At 68.6% G+C, this 21,918-nt stretch carries 21 protein-coding genes; 1 reads left to right on the plus strand and 20 read right to left on the minus strand.

What is annotated here, in order from left to right; genetic code table 11:
* Positions 1-164: 164 nt before the first annotated feature.
* The 14 genes from KVS69_RS15640 to hisS all read right to left on the minus strand — a co-directional run bounded on the left by KVS69_RS15640 (position 165) and on the right by hisS (position 14,254).
* Positions 165-899: a copper homeostasis protein CutC gene (locus KVS69_RS15640; RefSeq protein ID WP_217538843.1), complete on the minus strand. Its 735-nt coding sequence runs from the start codon at positions 897-899 to the stop codon at positions 165-167.
* Positions 900-901: 2 nt separating this feature from the next.
* Complete coding sequence (locus KVS69_RS15645; protein ID WP_217538844.1) at positions 902-1,900, minus strand: N(4)-(beta-N-acetylglucosaminyl)-L-asparaginase; 999 nt, start codon at positions 1,898-1,900, stop codon at positions 902-904.
* A 50-nt stretch (positions 1,901-1,950) separates the two neighbouring features.
* Positions 1,951-2,967, minus strand: a complete 1,017-nt coding sequence (locus tag KVS69_RS15650) for a glucokinase (protein WP_217538862.1) — start codon at positions 2,965-2,967, stop codon at positions 1,951-1,953.
* 125 nt (positions 2,968-3,092) lie between these two features.
* Positions 3,093-4,691: a calcineurin-like phosphoesterase family protein gene (locus tag KVS69_RS15655; RefSeq protein WP_093534489.1), complete on the minus strand. Its 1,599-nt coding sequence runs from the start codon at positions 4,689-4,691 to the stop codon at positions 3,093-3,095.
* Between the two features lie 89 nt (positions 4,692-4,780).
* Positions 4,781-5,404 (minus strand): bifunctional phosphoribosyl-AMP cyclohydrolase/phosphoribosyl-ATP diphosphatase HisIE, encoded by a 624-nt coding sequence (hisIE, locus tag KVS69_RS15660; RefSeq protein ID WP_217538845.1) that lies wholly within the window; start codon positions 5,402-5,404, stop codon positions 4,781-4,783.
* On the minus strand, positions 5,394-6,170 hold the full coding sequence (gene hisF, locus KVS69_RS15665; protein WP_093534485.1) for an imidazole glycerol phosphate synthase subunit HisF: 777 nt from the start codon (positions 6,168-6,170) through the stop codon (positions 5,394-5,396). The genes hisIE and hisF overlap by 11 nt, the downstream gene beginning before the upstream one ends.
* On the minus strand, positions 6,164-6,898 hold the full coding sequence (gene hisA / locus KVS69_RS15670; protein WP_217538846.1) for a 1-(5-phosphoribosyl)-5-[(5-phosphoribosylamino)methylideneamino]imidazole-4-carboxamide isomerase: 735 nt from the start codon (positions 6,896-6,898) through the stop codon (positions 6,164-6,166). Before hisA ends, hisF begins: the two co-directional genes overlap by 7 nt.
* Positions 6,895-7,497, minus strand: coding sequence for an imidazole glycerol phosphate synthase subunit HisH (gene hisH / locus KVS69_RS15675; RefSeq protein WP_093534481.1), 603 nt, complete (start codon positions 7,495-7,497; stop codon positions 6,895-6,897). Before hisH ends, hisA begins: the two co-directional genes overlap by 4 nt.
* Positions 7,494-8,567: a bifunctional histidinol-phosphatase/imidazoleglycerol-phosphate dehydratase HisB gene (hisB, locus tag KVS69_RS15680; protein WP_068851426.1), complete on the minus strand. Its 1,074-nt coding sequence runs from the start codon at positions 8,565-8,567 to the stop codon at positions 7,494-7,496. The genes hisH and hisB overlap by 4 nt, the downstream gene beginning before the upstream one ends.
* The gene (hisC, locus tag KVS69_RS15685; protein WP_217538848.1) at positions 8,564-9,652 is read right to left on the minus strand and encodes a histidinol-phosphate transaminase; all 1,089 of its coding nucleotides are present in this window, start codon (positions 9,650-9,652) and stop codon (positions 8,564-8,566) included. The genes hisB and hisC overlap by 4 nt, the downstream gene beginning before the upstream one ends.
* Positions 9,649-10,944 (minus strand): histidinol dehydrogenase, encoded by a 1,296-nt coding sequence (gene hisD, locus KVS69_RS15690; protein ID WP_217538850.1) that lies wholly within the window; start codon positions 10,942-10,944, stop codon positions 9,649-9,651. The genes hisC and hisD overlap by 4 nt, the downstream gene beginning before the upstream one ends.
* Positions 10,941-11,852 carry an ATP phosphoribosyltransferase gene (gene hisG / locus KVS69_RS15695; protein ID WP_217538852.1) on the minus strand — a complete coding sequence of 304 codons (912 nt, stop codon included), beginning with the start codon at positions 11,850-11,852 and terminating at the stop codon, positions 10,941-10,943. The genes hisD and hisG overlap by 4 nt, the downstream gene beginning before the upstream one ends.
* 11 nt (positions 11,853-11,863) lie before the next feature.
* Complete coding sequence (locus tag KVS69_RS15700; protein WP_217538853.1) at positions 11,864-12,190, minus strand: YerC/YecD family TrpR-related protein; 327 nt, start codon at positions 12,188-12,190, stop codon at positions 11,864-11,866.
* Between the two features lie 666 nt (positions 12,191-12,856).
* Positions 12,857-14,254 (minus strand): histidine--tRNA ligase, encoded by a 1,398-nt coding sequence (gene hisS / locus KVS69_RS15705; protein WP_217538854.1) that lies wholly within the window; start codon positions 14,252-14,254, stop codon positions 12,857-12,859.
* Between the two features lie 145 nt (positions 14,255-14,399).
* Here hisS and KVS69_RS15710 point away from each other — a divergent pair, with 145 nt between their 5' ends.
* Positions 14,400-15,149 carry a helix-turn-helix domain-containing protein gene (locus tag KVS69_RS15710; protein WP_217538855.1) on the plus strand — a complete coding sequence of 250 codons (750 nt, stop codon included), beginning with the start codon at positions 14,400-14,402 and terminating at the stop codon, positions 15,147-15,149.
* Between the two features lie 147 nt (positions 15,150-15,296).
* On the opposite strand, the gene thrC is transcribed toward KVS69_RS15710, so the two are convergent.
* The 6 genes from thrC to KVS69_RS15740 form a co-directional block, all read right to left on the minus strand.
* Positions 15,297-16,586 carry a threonine synthase gene (gene thrC, locus KVS69_RS15715; RefSeq protein WP_217538856.1) on the minus strand — a complete coding sequence of 430 codons (1,290 nt, stop codon included), beginning with the start codon at positions 16,584-16,586 and terminating at the stop codon, positions 15,297-15,299.
* 32 nt (positions 16,587-16,618) lie between these two features.
* Positions 16,619-17,533 (minus strand): homoserine kinase, encoded by a 915-nt coding sequence (locus tag KVS69_RS15720; RefSeq protein ID WP_217538863.1) that lies wholly within the window; start codon positions 17,531-17,533, stop codon positions 16,619-16,621.
* A gap of 14 nt (positions 17,534-17,547) precedes the next feature.
* Complete coding sequence (gene thrA, locus KVS69_RS15725; protein WP_217538857.1) at positions 17,548-20,070, minus strand: bifunctional aspartate kinase/homoserine dehydrogenase I; 2,523 nt, start codon at positions 20,068-20,070, stop codon at positions 17,548-17,550.
* A gap of 87 nt (positions 20,071-20,157) precedes the next feature.
* Complete coding sequence (locus KVS69_RS15730; RefSeq protein ID WP_217538858.1) at positions 20,158-20,295, minus strand: hypothetical protein; 138 nt, start codon at positions 20,293-20,295, stop codon at positions 20,158-20,160.
* Between the two features lie 126 nt (positions 20,296-20,421).
* Positions 20,422-21,369: a DMT family transporter gene (locus KVS69_RS15735; RefSeq protein ID WP_217538860.1), complete on the minus strand. Its 948-nt coding sequence runs from the start codon at positions 21,367-21,369 to the stop codon at positions 20,422-20,424.
* Between the two features lie 73 nt (positions 21,370-21,442).
* Positions 21,443-21,918: AraC family transcriptional regulator (locus KVS69_RS15740; protein WP_217538861.1), on the minus strand; the 476-nt coding region annotated here is incomplete at its 5' end.

Below are 21,918 nucleotides of genomic sequence, written 5' to 3' on the forward strand. Positions count from 1 at the left end.
ACCGCCTGCGCTCCACGAAGCGCAGGTGGCCTGAACGCCCCTTGAGAGTGTCCAGAAAAACTTGACCACCACAGGTTTACGGCGTGTCCCGTAAAGGACTGCCCGACTGCCTCCCAGCCCTTAGGACTGGAAACGCTGCCGTTGCCGTTGCCGTTGCCGTTGCTCTAAGAAAGCCCGTCCAGCGCAGCGCGCAACCCAGCCACGATGTTGGCATCCGTCTGCGTCCAGTCGTTGTCCAGCCCACGCAGGTCGGCATTGCGATAACGCATGCCCGAGACGCGGACCGCCTTTGCAGAGGCGTGCAGTTCACGGCATCCGGTAGCCGTGGCGATGCCCGCGACATTGCCCGGACCAATACCCGCTCCGGCCATTACGGAAAGGCGATTACCTGCCTGGGCGACCAGCCTGGCCAGCATGTCGCTACCCGCTTCCGCGCTGGCCTGGCCACCGGAACTCAGCACCCGCTGGCAGCCCAGCGCGATCACCTGCTCCAACGCGGTCGGCAGGTCGCGCGCAGCGTCGAATGCCCGGTGGAAGGTGACGCCCAGCGGGCCGGCGGCCGCGACCAGTTCGCGGCACAGCGCGGTGTCGATGTTGCCGTCGGCATCCAGGGCGCCGATCACCACCCCGTCGCACCCCAGCTGCCGGCACTGTGCGATATCGCGCAGCATGATGTCCGTTTCGAGGGCGTCGTAACGGAAGTCGCCCGGGCGCGGGCGGATCAGCACGAACAGCGGAATCCGTAGCTGGTCCCTCGCCACCGCGATGCTGCCGTGGGACGGCGTGGTGCCGCCCTCGGCCAGGTTGTCGAACAGCTCGATGCGGTCGGCACCGCCCTGCTGCGCCGCCAGGGCCGATGCAACGGAGTTCGAGGCGATCTCGAGGGTGCGCCGCTGCATGCTCAGGTCTGTTCGCTGGTGTATACCGAGGCCGAATCGCGCAGGTCGTCCTGGCGGTCCTTGTCGCATACCGCGTAGACGAAACCGCGATGCAGCGCGTACGCGCCGACCTCGCCATTGCGGTCCATGGCCAGGAAACAGACCTGCAGCGTCCTGCTGGCTTCGGGGCGCTTGCGTACCACCCGTGCGATCGCTTCGCGACAGGCTTCTGCCGGAGAGCGGCCCTGGCGCATCAGTTCCACCACCAGGAACGAGGCCGCGTTGCGGATCATTTCCTCGCCTACGCCCGACGCGGTGGCCGCGCCTACCTCGTTATCCACGTACAGGCCGGCACCGATGATCGGGCTGTCACCCACCCGACCATGCAGCTTCCACGCCATGCCGCTGGTGGTGCAGGCGCCGGCCAGCTGGCCCTGTGTGTCCATGGCGAGGATGCCAAGCGTGTCGTGGTTGCTGCTGTCGCCTGGCCGCGTACGCCGTTCGGCGTTGATCTCGGGGGTGTACTGCGCGGTCTTCAACCACTCCCGCCAGGCTTTTTCCGCGGCCGGAGTGAGCAGCTTTTCGCGCTTGAAGCCCTGCTGCACCGCGAACTGCTGGGCACCCTCGCCTACCAGCATCACGTGCGGGGTCTGTTCCATCACTTTGCGGGCCACCGATACCGGGTGCAGGATCTCGCTCAGCGCCGCCACCGAACCACAGCGGCCGTCGCCGGACATGATGCTGGCATCCAGGCTCAGCACCCCGTCGCGGTCCGGGTTGCCGCAGCGCCCCACGGTCGGATTGCACAGTTCGCTTTCCGCCCAGCGCGCTCCGGTTTCCACCGCATCCAACGCACTGCCGCCGGTGGACAACACCTTCCACGCGGCCTGGTTGGCGCCTACGCCGAAATCCCAGGTGGACACCACCCGCGCGCGCCCGCTGGCCTGGGCCTGCACGCGCGGAAACGCCATCACGCCTGCGGCCAATGCACCGGCCTGTAGGAACTGTCTACGATCTGTCACTGGTTGCTCTCCCAACGCCGTGAACCAGCCCGGGAGGGCCGGGAAAATGCTTATGCGGCCGCGCAGCGATGTTCGGCGTGCCATACGGCCGCGCCCACCACGCCCAGCTCGCCATGTTCGACCCGCCACACCGGCACCTGCTCCAGCACCCGGCGCATCACGCCCTTGGCCAGGAAACGGGTGCGGAAGTGGCCATCGTCGAGGAAACGGGCCACGTGGCTGGAGATGCCGCCGGCCAGGTACACCGAGCGCGCCCCGAAGGTCACCGCCAGGTCCCCGGCCAGGCTGCCCAGCCAACCGCAGAACACCTCCATCGTCTCTACCGCCAGCGCGTCGTCGCCCGCATGCGCGGCGGCAATCAAGGCTTCCGGCGTGGTCCACTGCGGTTCCACCCCACGAATGCCGCACAGGCAGGGATACAGGTTCATCAGGCCGCTGCCGGACAGGATGCGTTCGTTGTCCACGTGGTCCCAGCGCCCCAGCATCTGCTGCAGCACCTGCAGTTCCAGTGCGGTACCGGCGCCGAGCGCGGCATGGCCGGCTTCGCTGGCCAGCACCACGCGTGCACCGGCCTCGAAGCGCAGTGCGCCGCCCAGCCCCGTGCCCGGGCCCAGCACCAGGGCGGGCCAGCGGTTGCCATCGGCCGGCTCGCCGTTCAACGCCACCAGGGTGTCCGCTTCCACGTGCGGAATCGCATAGGCGACGGCTTCGAAATCATTGATGAGTTCCAGCGTGGCGAGCCCTGCGTCCCGACGCGTGTCCGCCACCGAGACCGGCCACGGCAGGTTGGTGTTGACCAGGTGGTCGCCTTCCAGCAACCCGGCAATGGCGACCACGGCGCTGGCCGGCGCCAGGTGCTGCGAGGCGCGGAACGCGGCGAGGATGGCCGCCAGGCTGGGGAACTCGGCGCAGGCAAAACGACGCAGGTTGCGGATGCGGGGCGCCTCGCCGGGCACCACGTCGGCCAGGGCGAGGCGTGCGTAGGTACCTCCGACATCGGCGACGATCAACGTGTCGCCTTGGGAACCCGCGCGCGGGTGGACCGGATGCGCGTCCGGGAACGGTATTGCAACGCTCACGCGCAGGCCTTGGGTGGATTCGATGTCATTGCCGGGATTTTCGGTGATCGTGTTGGCTTTGCAAAGCCGGGGTTTGCCGTACCTGGGCGTATTGCGGTGTGCGCCCTGGACCGTTACGGGTTGGCTACCTGCAGGCGGTAGGTGGTACTGGCCGTTGCCGTGGGGCCGTCAGCGTGGACCGCGCGGACGTCCACTTTGTGGGCGCCAGCGGCCAGATCCGTCGGCAGCGCGCCGCGCCAGAGGTGCGGCGAGGGCGTGGCTTCGGGCGAGCGGTCGAAACCGCGCAGGCGTTCGGCGGTGTCGTCGGCGACGTTCTCGACCACCAGGCGGGGGTCCGGCTGCTCCACCCGCTTCATGCTCTGCCACGCGCCATCGTCGACGCGATACTCCACGAGCGTGTCGGCCTGGCCCATGAACACGTTGGCGTACACGCCCCAGGCCGGGTAGGCGCCCTTGCGCAGCACCTTGGGCGCGTGCAGGGCGATCTGGTAATCATCCGGCGCGCGCGCCACGTAATAGCGCAGGCCGTACTCGCCACCCGGCTTCACCGAGAGCACTGCGTACCCGTTCGGGGTGCCGTCGCTCATGGTGGCATCTGGAATGCCGCTGCTGTCTTTCACGCCTGACCAGAACGCACCGCAGGCCGCGCCCACGTTGTACTCATGCAGCGGCTTGCTGCCCTGCCAGCCTTCGGCCGCACCGTGGTAGTAGTGCTGCTGGGTGTGGCTGTGCCCACTGAGGACCAGCACGTTCGGGAAATCCTTGAGCAGGGCGAACAGGCGCGCGCGGTCGGCGTGGCGGAAGGTCTCGCGGCCCGGCGCGGCATCGAACAGCGGAATGTGCATGCCCAGCACCAGCAGGCGGTCACGCGGCACGCTCTTGAGGTAGTTGGCCAGGAAGGTGAACTGGTCCGGGCGCAGGCCGCCGACGTACTTCGGCTTCGCCGTCGGGTCATACACCACGTCATCCAGGAACACGAAGCTGGCGCCGCCCTCCTCCACCGCGTAGGTGTCCGGGCCATAGACCGCGCGCCAGCTGTCCAGCGAATGGCGGTCATCGCCGGCATCCATGTCCAGGTCGTGGTTGCCCGGCACATGGAACCACGGCACCTGCAGCTGTGCGGTGGCCTTGTTGATCTGCGGGTACAGCGACAGATCGTCGTTGACGATGTCGCCCAGCGTGGTGCCCAGCCGCGCCGGATGCTTGCCGATGATCGGTTCGACGATGGCGCGATGGTAATAGCCCACGTCCTGGCGGCTGGCGGTCTGCGAATCGGTGAACACCAGCATCTCGAAGCCGGCGCGTGCGGCGTCGGCGTCCTTGACCGGCTCCAGCGCGAAATCCCAGTTGCGCACATTGCCGCCGGTGGCAGCGATGCCGTCGTACTTCAGCCGCGGCGACCCCTGCGGGGCGTAGTGCCGCCAGTAGCTGGGCATGCCGTTGGCGGCGGCCGGGAAGCGGAATTCGTCGGGCTTGATCACGAACACGGTCTGGCCATCGCGCACCGGCAGGCTGTAGCTGCCGTCGGCGGCGGTGCGCACGATCTGCTCACCATTGGAGACCTGCACCCCTGCCAGCGCCGGGTCGGTCGGACCCCGACCGGGCTTGCCGTCGCGCTCCTGGTAGACCTTGCCGGTCACGGTGGCCTCGCTGGCCCAGGCAGGTGCGGACATCAACAGCAGGCAGGCCAGCCAGGCAGCAGTGCGGGTCATCGAGGCGTTCCGTTGGAGGTGGGCGATTGTAAAGCCGCACATCATCCCCTGTGGCCCGTTTCAACGACGTTAAATGGGATGCCGCCTGCTCATCCGGCGTGGCGGGCCACCAGCACGCCAACCGCATCCTGCAGCGACAGCCCACGGGCGCGCAGCAGCACGGTGAGGTGGAACAGCAGGTCCGCCGATTCGCCAAGCAATGCGCCGTCGTCCTGCACCACACCGGCAAGCGCGACTTCCACGCCCTCTTCGCCCACCTTCTGCGCGATCCGGCGCAGACCCTGCTCGAACAGGGTGGTGGTGTAGCTGTTGGCCGGGCGCTGCTGTTCGCGTTCGCGCACCAGCGCGTCGAGGCGACCGAGGAAATTGCCGGGCGCCTGGGCGAAGCAGCTTTCGCTGCCGGTATGGCAGGTCGGGCCAGCCGGGCGCGCGCTCACCAGCAGGGTGTCGCGGTCGCAGTCCACGCGCACGGCCACCACCGCCAGCACGTTGCCGGACGATTCCCCCTTGGTCCACAGCCGCTGCTTGCTGCGGCTATAGAAGGTCATGTGCCCGGTTTCCAGGGTCAGCGCCAGCGATTCGGCGTTGGCGTAGCCCAGCATCAGCACCGCGAGCGTGTCGGCGTCCTGCACCACCACCGGCAACAGCCCATCGCCCTTGGCCCAGTCCAGCTGTTCCAGCGAATCACGGGAGGGCAATACTTCAATAGACATCACGAACCTCGATCTGCTGCTCGCGCAGGAACTGCTTGAGCGCGGGAATGGCAATGGCGCCACTGTGGAACACGCTGGCGGCCAGGGCGCCGTCAACATCGGCCTGGTCGAACACATCGGCGAAGTGCTGCATGTCGCCGGCACCGCCGGAGGCGATCAGCGGCACGCTGCACAGCGCCCGCGCCTGGCGTAGCTGGGCCACGTCGTAGCCGCGGCGCACGCCGTCGCTGTCCATGCAGTTGAGCACGATTTCGCCGGCGCCACGGCGCTGGGCTTCCACCAGCCAGTCCAGGGTTCGCACCGGCACCGCCTGGGTCTTGTCCGGGTCGCCGCTGAAGCGGCGCACGCGCCACTCGCCATCGGGCTCGCGCACCGAATCGATGCCGACCACCACGCACTGCACGCCGAAAGCATCGGCCAGCTCTTCGATCAGCGCGGGGCGGCCCAGCGCCGGCGAGTTGATCGAGATCTTGTCCGCGCCGGCATACAGCACGCGGCGGGCGGTCTCCACGTCGCTGATGCCACCCGCCACGCAGAATGGAATGTCGATCAGCCGCGCGATGCGCTCGATCCAGCCCACGTCCACCGCGCGCCCTTCCGGGCTGGCGCCGATGTCGTAGAACACCAGCTCGTCGGCGCCCTGGTCGCGGTAGCGCAGCGCCAGTTCGGCGATGTCGCCCATGTCCACGTGATCGCGGAAGCGCACGCCCTTGACCACGCGGCCATCGCGCACGTCCAGGCACGGAATCAGCCGGCGGCTCAACATGCCAGCGCCTCCTGCAGGGTCATGCGGCCTTCCAGCAGCGCCTTGCCGAGGATCGCCCCGCCGCAGCCGACGGCCTTTGCGTCGGCCACGTCTGCGCCACTGCGCACTCCGCCCGAGGCCTGCACCGCTACGCCAGGCAGCAGGTTGGAGAGATGACGGTAGAGGTCGATGTTGGGGCCGGACAGCATGCCGTCGCGGGCGATATCGGTGCACAGCAGGTGGCGCATGCCGGCCTGCGCGTAGCGCTGGGCCAGCACGTCCAGGGTCACGTCGGCAGTTTCGGTCCAGCCATGGACCGGCAGCAGCCAGCGGCCGTCGTCGGCCTGGCGCGCGTCCAGGGCGATGGTCAGGCGGTCGGCGCCGAACGCCTGCAGCCAGCCGATCACGGTCTCCGGCTCGCGTACCGACACCGAGCCCACCACCACGCGCGCCGCGCCGGCATCCAGCAGCCGCGCCACATCGTCGCGGCGACGGATGCCGCCACCGGTCTGCACCTTCAGGCCACTTTCGCTGGCAATTGCGCTGAGCAGCGGGGCCAGGGTGTAGCCGCCGGCGCGCGCGGCGTCCAGGTCGACCAGGTGCATCCAGCTCGCACCCGCTGCAGCGAACGCCTTCGCGCGCGGGAGCGGATCGTCGCCGTAGGTGGTCTGCTGGGCGTAGTCGCCCTGCAGCAGGCGCACCACGCGCCCCTCACGGATGTCCAACGCGGGATAGACGGTGAAACTCATGCGGGTTCGTTCTCGAGGAAGTTGCGCAGGATCCGCGCGCCGGTGGCGGCGGAACGCTCGGGGTGGAACTGCGCGCCACTGTGGCGGCCGCGCTGCACCACTGCCGCGAACAGGCCGCCGTGGTCGCAGGCGGCCACGGTGTGTTCGTTCAAGGGGGCGGCATAGCTGTGCACGAAGTAGGCGCTGGCGCGGTCGGCCACGCCGTCCATCAACGCCGCCTGGCGCAGCGGCAGCAGCCGGTTCCAGCCCATGTGCGGGACGCGGATGCCGGTGGCCGGGTGCAGGTGGCGGACCACGCCCGGCAGCAGGCCCAGGCATTCCACGTTGCCCTCTTCGGAGTGTTCAAACAGCAGCTGCATGCCCAGGCAGATGCCCAGCAGTGGGACCTGCAGCTCACGCAGCGGCTGCACCAGGCCCTGCGCATGCAGGCGTGCCATGCCGTGCGGCGCCGCGCCCACGCCGGGCAGGATCACCCGCGATGCGCCGCGCAGGCCCGCCGCATCGCGCACCAGTTGCACGCGTGCCCCCAGTCGCTCCAGTGCGTAGCGCACCGAGCCGAGATTGGCGCCGCCGGCATCGATGAGGGCAACGTCGGTCACAGCGCCCCCTTGGTGCTGGGCAGCGCCGTGCCCTGCCGCGGCAGCGCCTGGCGCAGTGCGCGGGCCAGCGCCTTGAAGCAGGCCTCCACTTTGTGGTGGTCGTTGTCGCCGCGCACGCTCAGGTGCAGGTTCAGGCCCGAGGCATCGCACAGCGAGCGGAAGAAGTGCGGCACCAGCTCGGTCGGCATGTCGCCTACGCGCTCGCGCTTGAACTCGCCTTCGAACACGAAGTACGGGCGGCCGCTGAAGTCCAGCGCAGCGCTGGCCAGGGTCTCGTCCATCGGCAGGGTGAAGCCGTAGCGGCCGATCCCGCGCTTGTCGCCCAGTGCTTCGCGCAGGGCCTGGCCCAGCGCCAGCCCGGTATCTTCGATGGTGTGGTGCTCGTCGATGTGCAGGTCGCCTTCAGCCTGCACGCTCAATGCAAAACCGCCGTGCTTGCCGATCTGCTCCAGCATGTGGTCGAAGAACGGTAGTCCGGTGTGCGTCTGCGGTTCGGCGGTGCGGTCCAGGTCGACCTCGACCCGGATGCGGGTTTCCTTGGTGTTGCGCTGCACGGTGGCGCGGCGTGGCGCATCGGCCAGTTCATGGGCGATGCCGTTCCAGTCCCACTCACCACCAAACTGTCCGGTGCGCAGCTGGAAGCCACGGATGTTCATGTTCTGCGCGAACTGGATGTCGGTCGGGCGGTCACCGACCATGGCCGAGCGCGCCCAGTCGATGCTGCGGTCCTGCAGGTACGGCAGCATCATGCCGATGCCGGGCTTGCGCGTGGGCGCGTTGTCGTGCGGCCAGGTGCCATCGATCAACACGTCACGGAACACGATGCCCTGGCTGGCGAAGATCTGCAGCATCAGGTCGTTCGGGCCGTCGAAGGACGCCTGCGGGTAGCCTTCGCTGCCCAGCCCGTCCTGGTTGCTGACGATCACGAACTGGTAGCCGGCATCGCGCAGCTTCAGCATCGCCGGGATCACATCGCGCACGAAGCGGATCTTTTCGTAGGCGTCGATCTGGAAATCGGCGGGCTCTTCGATCAGGGTGCCGTCGCGGTCGACGAACAGGATGGGGGTCATGCGGCGGCCCTCCGGGCGCTGAGTACCTGGAGCACGCGGTCGTTCTCCTCCGGGCTGCCAACGGTGATGCGCAGTGCATCGTGCAGTTGCGGCGCGGCGCGCTGGTCGCGCACCACCACGCCAGCGGCGAGCAGCGCGTCGAACGCGGCCTGGGCGTCATTGAAACGCACCAGCAGGTAGTTGCCCTGCGAGGGGTACACGCGGACCACGCCGGGGGCCTGCTGCAGGGCCGCCGCCAGGCGGCCACGCTCGGCCTTGATCTGGGCCACGCGCGATGCGGTGACCTCGAGCGCGGCCGGTTCCAGCGCGGCCAGGGCCAGTGCAGTGCATGGCGCGGGCACCGGGTACGGGGCCTGGCAACGGCGCAGCGTCTGGATCAACGCAGGGGTGGCGATCAGGCTGCCGATCCGGGCGGCGGCCAGGGCGTGGGCCTTGGACAGGGTGCGCAGCACCGCTACGTTGTCACGGTGCGCCAGCAGGCTGGTGGCCGATGCCTGCTCCGCGTACTCGCCGTAGGCCTCATCCACCACCACCAGTGCCCTGCCCTGCAGCGCCCGGGCAACGCGTTCGATGTCGTCCAGCGAGATCGTGCTGCCGGCCGGGTTCGACGGCGTGCACAGGAACACCAGCTTGGCATTGCCTGCCAGGGCGGCGGCGATGATGGCGTCGATATCCGCCTCCAACGCATCCCCGGCATCCCGCAGCGGCACTTCCAGCAGCGGTGCATTCTGCAGGCGCGCGCACACCGCATACATGCCGAACACCGGCGGGGTCACCAGCACGGCGTCGCGGCCGGGTTCGCACAGTGCGCGGACCAGCAGGTCGATGGCTTCATCGCTGCCACGGCCGATCAGCAGCTGCTCGGCGGAGCAGCCGTACAGCGCGGCCAGCCGCGCGCGCAGCGCTTCGGGTTGCGGTTCGGGGTAGCGGCGGGCGATGCCCTGCGCGTCGGCAGGATTGGCCCAGGCCGATTCATTGGCGTTGAGCCATACGTCACCCACCAGCGCGCTGCTGCGTGCCGAGGAATACCCGGCGAACGCGCGCAGGTCGCTGCGCACCAGGTCGAGCACGGTACCGTCGCTCATGCGGCCGTCTCCATGCGCAGTGCCACCGCGTTCTCGTGCGCGTCCAGCCCTTCGGCACGCGCCAGGACGCGCGCGCAGTTGCCGATGGCGGCGATCCCCTGTGCGGTGGCGGCCTGCACGCTGATCATGTTCTGGAAGCTGGCCACGCTCACCCCGCTGTAGGCGCGCGCGGCGCCGGCGGTGGGCAGCACGTGGTTGGTGCCGCTGCAGTAATCGCCCAGCGCTTCGGGGGTGTAATCGCCCAGGAACACCGAACCGGCCGCTTCCACCTGCGCCAGCCAGTCGCGCGGTTCGCGCAGCGCCAGGATCAGGTGCTCGGGGGCGTAGCGGTTGCTGATCTGGAAGGCCTGTACCAGCGAATCGACCAGGATCAGGCGCGAGGACTGCAGTGCCTGCGCGGCGATGTCGGCGCGCGAGAGCTGCGCCACCTGTGCCTGCACCTGCGCCTCGACCCTGGCCAGCATGCCGGCATCATCGGTCAGCAGCAGCACCTGCGAATCGGGGCCGTGTTCGGCCTGCGAAAGCAGATCGGCGGCGACGAAGGCGGGGTTGGCGCCGGCATCGGCGATCACCAGGACTTCGGAAGGGCCGGCCGGCATGTCGATCGCCGCCGCGCCATCCTGGGCCACCTGCTGCTTGGCTTCGGTCACGTAGCTGTTGCCCGGGCCATACAGCTTGTCGCAGGCAGGTACGCTGGCCGTTCCGTAGGCCATGGCGGCAATCGCCTGCGCACCGCCCAGTTTGAACACGCGGTGCACGCCGGTCAGGCGCGCGGCCACCAGCACGGCCGGATCGGCGCTGCCATCGCGGCGCGGCGGCGTGCACAGCACCACTTCACGGCAGCCGGCCAGCTGCGCCGGCACGCCGAGCATCAATGCGGTGGACGGCAGCGGCGCGCTGCCCGCCGGCACGTACAGGCCGACGCGGCCAATCGGCCGCACCATGCGTTCGCAGCGCACGCCCGGCGCAGTTTCCACCGCATAACCCTGGCTCATGCCGGCCTTGTGGAACAGGCGGATGCGCTCAGCGGCTTCGGTCATCGCCTGGCGCAATTCGGCCGGCACCGTACGCTCGGCGGCGGCAAACTCCTCATCATTCACTTCAAACGAGGCCGGGGCCACGCCGTCGAAACGCAGGCTGATTTCGCGCAGCGCGGCATCACCATCATCACGCACCGCCGCGATCAGGGCGGCCACCGATTCGCGGGTACGCGCGGCCACGGCCTGCACCGGGCGCTGCAGCGCCTGTGCCTGTTCGCTGTCGCTCAACTGGGACCATTGCAGACGATTCATGCCAGCGACCGCTCCACGCTCAATACCATCAACCCCTGGGCGCCTGCGCGCTCCAGCTCTTCCAACCGCTGCCAGGTCAATGCGCCGTGGCACATGGTCTGCAAACGCAGGTGGCCGCCATCATCGGGCAACTGCACCAGCGGGTCGGCATCGGGCAACAGGCGGGCCAGTTCAGACACGCGGTCCAGTTCGGCGCGGAACATCAGCAGCTTGCTGTCCTGCAGCTTCACCACGCCGTCGAGGCGGCGCAGCAGCATGGCCATCAGGCCAGCGCGGGCATCGTCAGGGGTTTTCACCGGGCCGGCCAGCACGGCTTCGCTTTCCAGCAGCGTTTCCACCGGCTTGAGCTGGTTGGCGGCCAGGGTGGCGCCGCTGGAGACCAGGTCGCAGATCAGGTCGGCCGTGCCCAGCCGCGGAGCGATTTCCACTGAACCGGACAGCTCCACCACCTGGGCATCCACGCCGCGCTCGGCCAGCCAGTCGGCCAGGATCGCGGGGTAGCTGGTGGCGATGCGCTTGCCGGCCAGCTGCTGCACGCCCTGCCAGTCCCATTCCTCGGGCACGGCCAGCATCAGCCGGCACTGGCCGAAGTTCAGGCCGCGCAGCGCCTGGTAGGCATCGGGCAGGCCGACGCGGCGGCGCGCGGCGCCCTGCTCGTCCAGTTCATTGCGGCCGACGATGCCGAAATCGCAGACGCCGTCGGCGATCAGGCCGGGGATGTCGTCATCGCGCACCAGCAGCAGGTCCACCGGCAGCGATTCGCCGTAGCAGAACAGCTTGTCGCGGCTCTGCCGCCAGCTCAGCCCGCAGGCGGTCAACAGGCTGCGCGCCGGTTCGGCCAGGCGCCCGCTCTTCTGGATGGCAATACGCAGCCGGTCACGTGCCGGGGCGGTCTGGGTTGCACTCATGGGGGAGGTCTCTACTCGGATTCGGTGGCTGCAGGCGTGGCGGTCGCGGCAATGGCGGCGGCATAGCCGCCGTGGCCATGGTCCAGCGAGCGCGCCACGCGCCCGGTGGTGGTCACGCTGACACCGGTCAATTCATGGATTTCGCGATACGGCACGCCCTGCCGCAGCAGCGGCACTACCTTCCAGCGGTCGGACAGCGCCTCCAACTCGGCCGGGGTGCACAGGTCGCGCAGGAACGCAGTCACCTGCCCGGCGCTGGACAGGCCGGCAAAGGCGCCAGCCAAGCTGTCCAGGTCGGCCTGGGGGTCTTTCTCACGGGGGACAGGGCGGATTTTCATCGTATCAATGTAATAGCGTGCTGTTACATTAGCGCAAAAGCGTGCTGATGCCAAATCGGCTTCAGCTTCCCGCTTACTGCGTTCAGTTTCAGGCCTTCGTTCCAGTGGGGTTCGAGCATCGCAGTCCGTCGCCGGGCGCTGTCCGGCTGGCGATGGATCTGCGCGAACAGCGGGTGGCCTTTGCATGGCCCGAGCTGGGCCGGCGGGTGCGGGTATGCGGGACACGCCGTGAACCCGTCCATGGGGGCTCGTAGAAAACATCCATGTTTTCTACGGTCCCGCATACCCGCCCCCGCCGACCCTCGACGGTGTGTTGGTGGCCATGGAACGTCAAAGGCCGGGTTCGATGTTTTTCATGCGTTACCGGCCGTGGAGTTGTTCGGTGCGGACGTCTGGAAACCAACCCTGCCGCCGCTATCCATGACGTCCGCAGCGGTAGGGTCGGTCGTAAGACGACTGCCAGGAAGCCATCCACATGCGGTAACGCATGACCCGGAAACGAAGACGCTTTCGCTGTTACCCCTGGCCACGTGCAAACAGGCTGTTCGCTTGGATGCATGGAAGCACCGGGCAACGCCCGGTGCACAGTGAAATCCCGCAATCAGACACCCAGAAACAACAACGGCACCCGAAGGTGCCGTTGTTGTCATCAGGCAGTAGAGAACGTCACGCCATCGCGCGCGTCTGCTCCAGCTCCACCTGCAATGCACTGGCCAGCTCATCGCGGGCAACGTTGAACTGCTGCTCGCGCAGCAGATCCTTCACCGCCACCACGCCGCGCGCCAGCTCGTCTTCACCGGCCAGCACCACGAAGCGGATGCCCGCCTTGGCCGCGTACTGGAACTGCTTGCCGATCTTCTTCGGCTCCATCTGCACTTCCGCGTTAATCCCGCCCACGCGCAGGCGACGGGCGATATCCAGCGAATCGGCCAGCCCGTTGTCGTCCATCAGCGCCACCAGCGCGTGCACGCTGCTGTCTTCGATGCCTGCGATCAGCCCCGCCTCGCGCAGCTGCCAGAACAGGCGGGTCAGGCCGATGGAAATGCCCACGCCCGGCAGCTTGGACTTGCTGTAGTGGCTGGCCAGGTCCTCGTAACGGCCGCCCGAACAGATCGACCCGATCTGCGGGTGGTCGGTCAGCGTGGTTTCGTACACCGTGCCGGTGTAGTAATCCAGGCCGCGGGCGATCGAGAAGTTCAGGCAGTACGCGGTTTCCGGCACGCCCAGCGCCTTCACCAGCTGCAGCACCTCGCGCAGCTCGGCTACGCCCAGCTTCAGCGTCTCGCTGGCAGTGCCGTCGGCGATCAGCGCGTCCAGCTGCGCCAGCGCGTCAGCGTGGCTGCTCGAGCGCACCGCCACGAACGCCAGGATCCGGTCCACCTGTTCGGCCGGGATCGCAAAGCCTTCGCCGGTCAGCGTTTCGCGCACGTAATCCGGGCCGCGCTTGTCGAGCTTGTCGACCTCGCGCAGCACCGCCATCTGGCGCTCGCCGTCGGCCACGCCCAGGCTTTCGAAGAAACCGCGCATCAGCTTGCGGTTGTTCAGCTGGACCGAGAAATCACCGATGCGCAGCTCCGCGAACACCGCATGGATGACCGCCAGCACTTCGGCGTCATAGCGCGTGCTCAGGCTGTCCTTGCCGATCACGTCGATGTCGCACTGGTAGAACTCGCGGAACCGGCCGCGCTGGGCGCGCTCGCCGCGGTACACCCGCTGCATCTGGTAACGGCGGAACGGGAAGGTCAGGTCGTGTTCGTGCTCGGCCACGTAACGCGCCAGCGGCACGGTCAGGTCGAAGCGCAGCGCCAGCTCCGGCAGGCTCTTGTCACCCGCTTCGGCCGCGTTGGCCAGCGCGCCGGTCGACTGCACGAAATACACCTGGCGCTCGGTCTCGCCACCGGACTTGGTCAACAGCACGTCGGACAGCTCGAACACCGGGGTTTCCACCGGCAGGAACCCGAACCGCTCGTAATTGCGGCGGATGACGTCCAGCATGCGCTGGAACGCGATCTGCTCGCGCGGCAGCAGTTCCATGATGCCGGGCGGCGTACGGGGCTTGATCACTTGCGGGACTCCTGCGGGGGAACTTGGGGGAAGAGCGAGCTGCATATTCTAGCCGCAGCCGGGCCGCGCGGCCTTCATCGGCCGCGTCGAACTTGGCCAACGGCCGCATGACGTATCATAGGCGGGCCCCGCTCCCTGGTTCGACATGACCCGGCCCCACTCCGGAACCACCGTTGACGCTGTAGAAGATCCCGCACCGGGCTGCTCGCCGCTGCGTGACTGCCTGCACTGCTCGGTGCGCCACCTGGCCGTGTGTTCGGCGCTGTCGCCCGATGAAGTCCAGGCCCTGGAACGGGTCACGGTGTCGCAGCCGCTGCCGCTGGGGGCCACCCTGGTCCGCGCTGGCGAGGCCCGCCAACATGTCTATACCTTGACCGAAGGCGCGCTGCGGCTGGTCCGCACCCTGGCAGATGGCCGCCGCCAGGTCAGCGGATTCGTGCTGCCCGGTGATTATCTCGGGCTGACCGGCAGCGACCATCACCGCTACGACATCGAAGCCATCGCCGACAGCCGGGTCTGCCGCGTGGGCCTGGCCCCGATGAAGGACCTGCGCGCACGCTATCCGCACCTGGAGCGCAAGCTGCTGCAGCGCGCCTGCCAGGCGCTGGACGAAGCAGCCGATGCCGCGCTGGCGCTGGGCCGCCTGCAGCCCGCCGAAAAGCTGGCTGATTTCCTGCTGCGGCTGGCCGCGCGTGAAGCGCGGCTGGGCGGGAATGGCTTGCGGGTGATCCTGCCGATGGGGCGCAGCGACATTGCCGACCATCTTGGCCTGACCATGGAAACGGTGAGCCGCACATTCACCAAGCTGCGGCAGCAGGGCTTGATTGCCCTGCCCCACCTGAACACCGTGGAGATTCTGGATGAGGCTGAGTTGCAGGTGCTGTGCGGGGGCTGAGGGGCGGCTTCGGTCACCTTTAAACTCCGGACGGGTGTGCATCAGCCGCAACAGCTCGGTTTTTGTGGCTTGCGCCGCGCGTTGCGCGGTGGTCGACCAACGGTCGACCCTACGAATTGTTACGTCCCGGGTTGGGATGTGGATACATCAGGGCAGCAGGAATTCGCGTAGCGCTGCGTAATGCGGCGGGCACGGTTCGGCATGTGCCGGGCGTTCCAGCAGCGCCGACAGCGCCGGGGGCACCTCGAGAGTGCGGCCGATCAGCGGTTCGACCACCGATTCGAACTTGGCTGGATGTGCCGTTGCGGCGACCGCCCAATCGCCCTGCACGCCTTCGGCGCGCAGGTGTTCCAGCAGCTTCACCGCCGTGGCGGTATGCGGGCAGAAGACCTCGCCCGCTGCCGCATGGCGCCGGGCGATCAGTTCGCGGATCGCCGCATCGTCGACCGCCTCGACGCGGAACGCCGCGCGCAGTGCATCGTCGTCTTCTTGATACAGCCAGCGCAGCCGCTCGAAGTTGCTGGGCGCGCCGACGTCCATCGCGTTGGCCAGGGTGGCTACGCTGTGCAGCGGCCGGTATCCACCGCCGTGGAAAAAGCGCGGCAGCACGTCGTTGGCATTGGTGGCTAGTGCGATCTGCCCCAGCGGCAGGCCCATCGCGCGGGCAAGTACCGCTGCCATCGCGTTGCCGAGGTTGCCGGTGGGCACCACCAGGTTCAGTACCTCGCCGGTCGCCTCATGGTGGGCCAGCGCCGCGTCGGCGTAGTAGCTCATCTGGGGCAGCCATCGGCCGAGGCTGATGCTGTTGGCCGAGCTCAGGGGAACCTCTGCCTGCAGCTCGCGGTCGCTCAGGGCCTGCTTCACCATCGCTTGGCAGTCGTCGAACGAACCAGCCACGCGCAGGGCGTGGATGTTGTCGCCGAAGCAGCCCAGCTGGTGCGCCTGGCGCGGCGATACCCGGCCATCGGGATACAGCACCACCACGCGGATGCCCGGCTGGCGATGGAACGCCGCCGCGACGGCCGCGCCGGTGTCGCCCGAGGTGGCCACCACGATGGTCAGCGGGCGGGCACGGTCACGCTGGAGCTGGGCCAGGCTGGCCGCAAGGAAACGCGCGCCGAAATCCTTGAACGCGGCGGTCGGCCCATGGAACAGCTCCAACACGTGGTCGCCCGGGGTGGCCAGCGCACGCAGCGGTGCCGGGAAGTTGAAGGCCTCCGCGCACAACGTGGCCAGGTGCGGCGCGAGCGCGTCGCCGGCAAAGAACGGCGCAAGCACCGCTTCGGCGTTGCGCGCCAGGCTGCCCTGCGCCTGCCAGCGCTGAGGCTGGGGGCGCTGCTGCGGAACATACAGCCCGCCATCGGGGGCAAGGCCGGCGGCGATGGCCGCACTCAGGGTGGCTGCAGGTGCGGCGTGACGGGTCGAAACGAATTGCATGGAAGATCCTGGCAGAAGAGTGGAAAGCGCGCTCACAGCAGGCATGCCCCGGGCGCGTTCAACGGCGATACCCAGCCCTGGCTGTCGAAACCAGCAACGGCAAAAGCGGCCTGCACGGCGTGTTGCGCGGCCTGCGCCGCCGCTTGGCTGTCAAACCACGCGAACACGCTGGGGCCGGCCCCCGAAATGCTGGCGCCCAGTGCACCGGCCGCCAACGCAGCGTCGCGCGCCGCGTCGAAGCCCTCGATGAGGCCGGCGCGACGCGGTTCCACCAGCACGTCGCGCAGGCCGGCGCGCACCAGCTCGGCATCTCCGCGGAAGCAGCCGCTCAACACCAGCGCCAGGTTCGCGCTTTGCGTGACGAATTCGGACAGGTGGTAGCTGCCCTGCAGCGCCGCGCGCGCACGACGTGTTTCCAGGACCGCGTCTGGATGCACCAGCAGGCTGTACCACCCGGCGGGCACCGGGATGCTCACCAGCCGGTCCGCCGTGCTGAGCACCAACCCGCCCAGCAGCATCGGTCCGAGGTTGTCGCCATGCCGGCCGCCACTGGCCACCGCCTCACCGCTCAGCGCGAACGGATACAACGCCTCGCGCGACAGCGGCGTATCCAGCAGCGCATTGGCAGCCACCAGCGCGGCCACGCACGACGCCGCCGAGCCGCCCATGCCCGAGCCCAGCGCGATGCCCTTGTCGATCTCCAGTTCAAAGCCGAACGGCAACGCAAGCGCATCGATCATCGCCAGCAGCGCCGCCCCTGCGGTGTTGTCGGCCGCCACCAGCGGCAGATCCACCGTGGTGCCACGGATCGCGAGGATCCGCACGCCCGGCGCGTCAGTGCGGCGCACGGTCACGGTGTCGCCTACGCCCGCGATGACATGGCCGAGGATGTCGAACCCCACCGCGACATTGCCCACCGATGCCGGCGAGAACGCGCGCGCCTTCAGCACGTCGTCTGGATTCACAGGCGCGCTCCTTCACCCGCCGCGACCCGCAGCACATCGGCAAACACGCCCGCAGCGGTCACTTCCGGGCCCGCACCGGGGCCCTGCACCACCAGCGGGTTCTCGCAGTAGCGACGCGTGGTGAACTGCACCACATTGTCGGTCAGGCGCAGGTTGGCAAACGCATGGCCAACCGGCAGCTCCACCAGCCCCACCTGCGCCGCATCCGCTGACAGCCGCGCCACGTAACGCAGCACCGCACCGCGTGCACGCGCCTGTTCCAGCCGTTCGGCGAACACGCTGTCCACCGATGCCAGCCCGCTCATGAAGTCGTCCACGCTGGCCTGGCGCAGGGCTTCGGGCACCAGGCTTTCCACGCTGACCTGTTCCAGGCTCAGTTCACGGCCGGCCTCACGCGCGAGGATGACCAGCTTGCGCGCCACATCCACGCCGGACAGATCGTCGCGCGGGTCCGGTTCGGTGTAGCCCATGCCGCGTGCCTGCGCGACCAGCTCGGAGAACGGCACCTGGCCATCGTACTTGTTGAACAGCCAGGCCAGCGTACCGGAGAAGATGCCATCGACGGCCAGCACTTCATCACCGGTATTGACCAGGTCGCGCAACGTGGTGATCACCGGCAGCCCCGCGCCGACTGTCGCTTCGTAGCGGAACCGCGCGCCGGTGGCAGCGGCCGCCTCGCGGATGGCGTGGTAGCGCTGCAACGGGCCGGCGCCGGCCTGCTTGTTGGGAGTGACCACATGGATGCCGGCCGCCAGCCAGCCGGCATAGCGGTCGGCGACATCGGCACTGCCGCTGCAGTCGACGATCAAGGCGTGCGGCAGGTGCGCCGACAGCAGGTGCTCGGTGAACTGGTCCAGGTCTGTCGCCTGGGCCTGCCCGGCGAGCGCAGCGCGCCAGTCGCCCTGCACGCCCCGCGCATCCAGGTGCATGCGGCTGCGCGATGCCACCGCACGCACGCGAAGGTCCACGTTGGCGCGCGTCAGCAGGGTGGGCTGCGCGACCAGCAACTGGTCAAGCAACGCCGCGCCCACGTTGCCAGGGCCAATCACGCCGACCGAGAAGGTCTGCGGCGACAGCCAGAACCCGGCGTGCGCCGCGCGCAGCGCCTTGGTCGCGTGGCGGCTGTCCACCGCCACCGAGATGTTGCGTTCGGAGGAGCCCTGCGCGATGGCGAGGATGTTCACCTGTGCGCGTCCCAGCGATTCGAACAGCCGCGCGGCCACGCCTGGCTGCCCGGCCATGCCATCGCCCACCGCCGCCAGCACGCTGACATTGTCGGTGAGCTGCACGCGCTGCACCTGGCCCAGGCTGAGTTCGTGCGCGAACGCCTGCAGCAGCGCATCACGCGCCCGCTGCGCTTCGGCCTGGCGCACCACGCAGCAGATGGAATGTTCCGACGAGCCCTGCGAAATCATCACCACCGACACGTGCGCATTGCGCAGCGCGGCGAACACGCGCTCGGCCGTGCCGGGCACGCCGATGAGGCCGGTGCCTTCCAGATTGAGCAGCGCCAGCTCCGGGCTCAGGGTGAGGCCCTTGATCGGGCCGGAACTGGTGCGTTCGGCGGTGATCCGGGTGCCGGGATGGTCCGGATGGAAAGTATTGCGGATGATGATCGGCAGGCCGCGTTCGATGGCGGGTGACATGGTCTGCGGGTGCACCACTTTTGCCCCGAAATAGGCCAGTTCGCAGGCCTCGTCGTAGCTCAGCGCTTCCAGCTGCACGGCTTCGGGCACCACCCGCGGGTCGGCCGAAAGCACCCCGTCCACATCGGTCCAGATATGCAGCTCATCGGCGTTGAACAGCGCGGCAAAGATCGCACCGGAGTAGTCACTGCCGTTGCGCCCCAGGGTGGTGACCCGGTCACGGCGGTCGCGGGCCACGAACCCGGTGGCCACCACGCGCGCCGCCGGGTGCGCGTCACGCCACACCGCCAGACGCTGCGCGCTCTGCACCCAGTCCACGTCCACGCCGAGTTCGCCACGGTCCACTACCAGCACCTCGCGCGCATCCAGCACGGCGCAGTCCTCGCCGATGCTGCGCAGGTAGTTGCCCAGCAGATGCGCCGAATACACCTCACCCAGGCCCTGCACGCGGTCCAGTACCTCGCTGGGCAGCTCACCGATCACTGCCAGCGCGCCCAGCACCTCGGCCAGATGGTCGAAGCGCGCATCCAGCCATTCCACCGTGTCGCCTGCATGCTCGCCCAGCAGCGCAACGGCGGCACCGCGATGGCGGGCGCGCAGTGCATGCCAGTCGTCGCGCCACTGCGGCGCGTTGTCGGCAGCGGCACCGGCCAGCGCGATCAGCGCATCGGTTACGCCCTTCATCGCCGATACAACGGTGACCTGCACCGCTTCGTCACGGGCCAGCAGCAGCTGGGCCACGTGGCGATAGCGGTCGGCGTCAGCCACGGAGGTGCCGCCGAACTTGTGCACGACCGTCGAGGTGGCCGCGCGCAGCGGCGCGGAGGAGGCAGGCGATGCAGGGGCATCGGGTGAAGCGGCGACAGAAGACATGCTGACCTCGATTCGAGGCCCCGCGTCAATCAGGCTGAAGGAGATCCCCCGCAACCTGATCTGGTGCGGGGCCGTTGTTTTCGGAAATTACGCGAAGACGACGGGCCGCACCAGGCGAGTGGTGACGGTGGTAATGGTGGTGGTACCGGTGGCCAGGGCACCGCTGCGCATGCCGCCGGTGAGGGCGGTGGAGCGAAGCGTGGCGGTGGCGGCGGCAAGGACCATGGACCAAGAAAACTACGCCGACCGGGTGCTTGTCAAGTGTTGCGCCGCAAAAACTCAAACGCGACGAACAGCAGGCATCGTCGGCCAAAAAGTTGCGAATGTGACCATCCAGGCCGCGCAACGGAATCAGCCGGCGTGCTCGGCCACCGCGCGCGGCGGCCGGTGCGCATGGGCGCATAACAGCACTCCGGAGACCAGGCAGACGATCGCCAGTAACTCCATCAAGGTCGGCCAGCGCCGCTGCCAGCCGAATCCGTACAGCAGCGCGAACAGCGTCTCGAACACGATCATCTGCCCGGTCAGGGTCAGCGGCAGGTTGCGGCTGGCCCGGTTCCAGCAGGCGTTGCCGAACACCGAGGCAACCACGGCCACGCCCGCGCTGATGGCCCAGAACCACATCCAGTCGACTGGTGCGTGCGTGGGACCCGGGACGACGAACGCGCTGGGCACCAGCAGCAGCGCCAGCGCACCGGTGGCCACGCCGGTCAACAAGGACCAGTCGTGGCCGGAAATGTCCGGGCGCCGTGCCAGCCAGCGGCTGTTGCCGATGGAGTACAGCGCCCACGAAAACAGCGCACCAAACGCGCACAGCAGGCCCAGCAGGCGCTGGTTGGCCGAGCCCTGCGCATGCTCGGACTGCAGCGCCTCATAGCCCACCAGGCCTACCCCGAACAGGCACAGGGTCAGTGCGGGCGCAAGCTGGCGCAGCGGCACCGCGCCCTGCTCGCGCACCCCAGCCAACGTGACCACTACGGGAATCAGCCCGACGATCAGCGACGCCGCCGCCCCGCCCGCCCACTGGACCGCATGGGCCAGCAGCACGAAGTACACCAGGTTGCCGGCAAGGCTCAGCCACATGAGACCACGCCATTCGGCCATGCCGATCCGCTCGCGCAGCTCACGCCAGCGGGGCGCCAGCAGCACCACGGCAATCAGTCCATAGACCAGATAGCGCCCGGCCGACAGCTGCACGGCGCTGAAATGGCTGAGCACCGCCGGCGCCAGGAACACAACGCCCCACAGCGCCCCGGCAGCCACGCCATTGGCGATACCCACACCCATCGAACGATTCATCAGCAGCCATGCGCCCGGCAATAAAGAGACCGCGCCAGTGTAGGTGCCACGCGGCGGACCATCTTGACCCAGACTACTGCGAGTGCCGGAAGCGACGGCGGTAATCGGCCGGGGTCATGCCCCACTCCCGGCGCAGTGCGCGGGTCAATGCGCTCTGCTCGGAATAACCCGCGTGCTGGGCGATGTCGGCAATGGACGCATCACTCGAAGCCAGCTGCCCGCGCGCCCAACGCAACCGGCTGGCGCTCAACCAGGCCTGTGGGCTGAGCCCGAAGGCCTGGCGGAACACGGCATGCAACCGGCTGCTGCTGACCCCAACCTCACTGGCGATGCGCTCCACCGGCCACGCCTGTCCGGGTGCGCGTTCCATGCGCGCACAGACCGCCTGCAGCCGTGTTGCACTGCCGGCCAGCGAAAACGCCTGCAGCAGTCCGGGCAATTCGCATCGGACCGTGTCGTCGTTGACCCGTTCGTGTGCGGCGTCCGCCACCCGCTGTGCCATCGCGCGCACCTGCACTGGCAAGGCCAGCACGGGCTGGCGATGCAAGC

The sequence above is a fragment of the Stenotrophomonas sp. GbtcB23 genome, from assembly GCF_019091045.1.
GTDB lineage: Bacteria > Pseudomonadota > Gammaproteobacteria > Xanthomonadales > Xanthomonadaceae > Stenotrophomonas > Stenotrophomonas rhizophila_A.

Bases quoted from the DNA above. Each gene is read 5' to 3' on its own strand.
- thrC (WP_217538856.1), bottom strand. From the start codon at position 16,586: ATGCAATTCGTTTCGACCCGTCACGCCGCACCTGCAGCCACCCTGAGT.
- KVS69_RS15735 (WP_217538860.1), bottom strand. From the start codon at position 21,369: ATGAATCGTTCGATGGGTGTGGGTATCGCCAATGGCGTGGCTGCCGGG.
- KVS69_RS15730 (WP_217538858.1), bottom strand. From the start codon at position 20,295: ATGGTCCTTGCCGCCGCCACCGCCACGCTTCGCTCCACCGCCCTCACC.
- KVS69_RS15710 (WP_217538855.1), top strand. From the start codon at position 14,400: ATGACCCGGCCCCACTCCGGAACCACCGTTGACGCTGTAGAAGATCCC.
- thrA (WP_217538857.1), bottom strand. From the start codon at position 20,070: ATGTCTTCTGTCGCCGCTTCACCCGATGCCCCTGCATCGCCTGCCTCC.
- hisB (WP_068851426.1), bottom strand. From the start codon at position 8,567: ATGACCCCCATCCTGTTCGTCGACCGCGACGGCACCCTGATCGAAGAG.
- hisG (WP_217538852.1), bottom strand. From the start codon at position 11,852: ATGAGTGCAACCCAGACCGCCCCGGCACGTGACCGGCTGCGTATTGCC.
- hisIE (WP_217538845.1), bottom strand. From the start codon at position 5,404: ATGTCTATTGAAGTATTGCCCTCCCGTGATTCGCTGGAACAGCTGGAC.
- KVS69_RS15700 (WP_217538853.1), bottom strand. From the start codon at position 12,190: ATGAAAATCCGCCCTGTCCCCCGTGAGAAAGACCCCCAGGCCGACCTG.
- KVS69_RS15655 (WP_093534489.1), bottom strand. From the start codon at position 4,691: ATGACCCGCACTGCTGCCTGGCTGGCCTGCCTGCTGTTGATGTCCGCA.
- KVS69_RS15640 (WP_217538843.1), bottom strand. From the start codon at position 899: ATGCAGCGGCGCACCCTCGAGATCGCCTCGAACTCCGTTGCATCGGCC.
- hisD (WP_217538850.1), bottom strand. From the start codon at position 10,944: ATGAATCGTCTGCAATGGTCCCAGTTGAGCGACAGCGAACAGGCACAG.
- hisF (WP_093534485.1), bottom strand. From the start codon at position 6,170: ATGTTGAGCCGCCGGCTGATTCCGTGCCTGGACGTGCGCGATGGCCGC.
- hisC (WP_217538848.1), bottom strand. From the start codon at position 9,652: ATGAGCGACGGTACCGTGCTCGACCTGGTGCGCAGCGACCTGCGCGCG.
- hisA (WP_217538846.1), bottom strand. From the start codon at position 6,898: ATGAGTTTCACCGTCTATCCCGCGTTGGACATCCGTGAGGGGCGCGTG.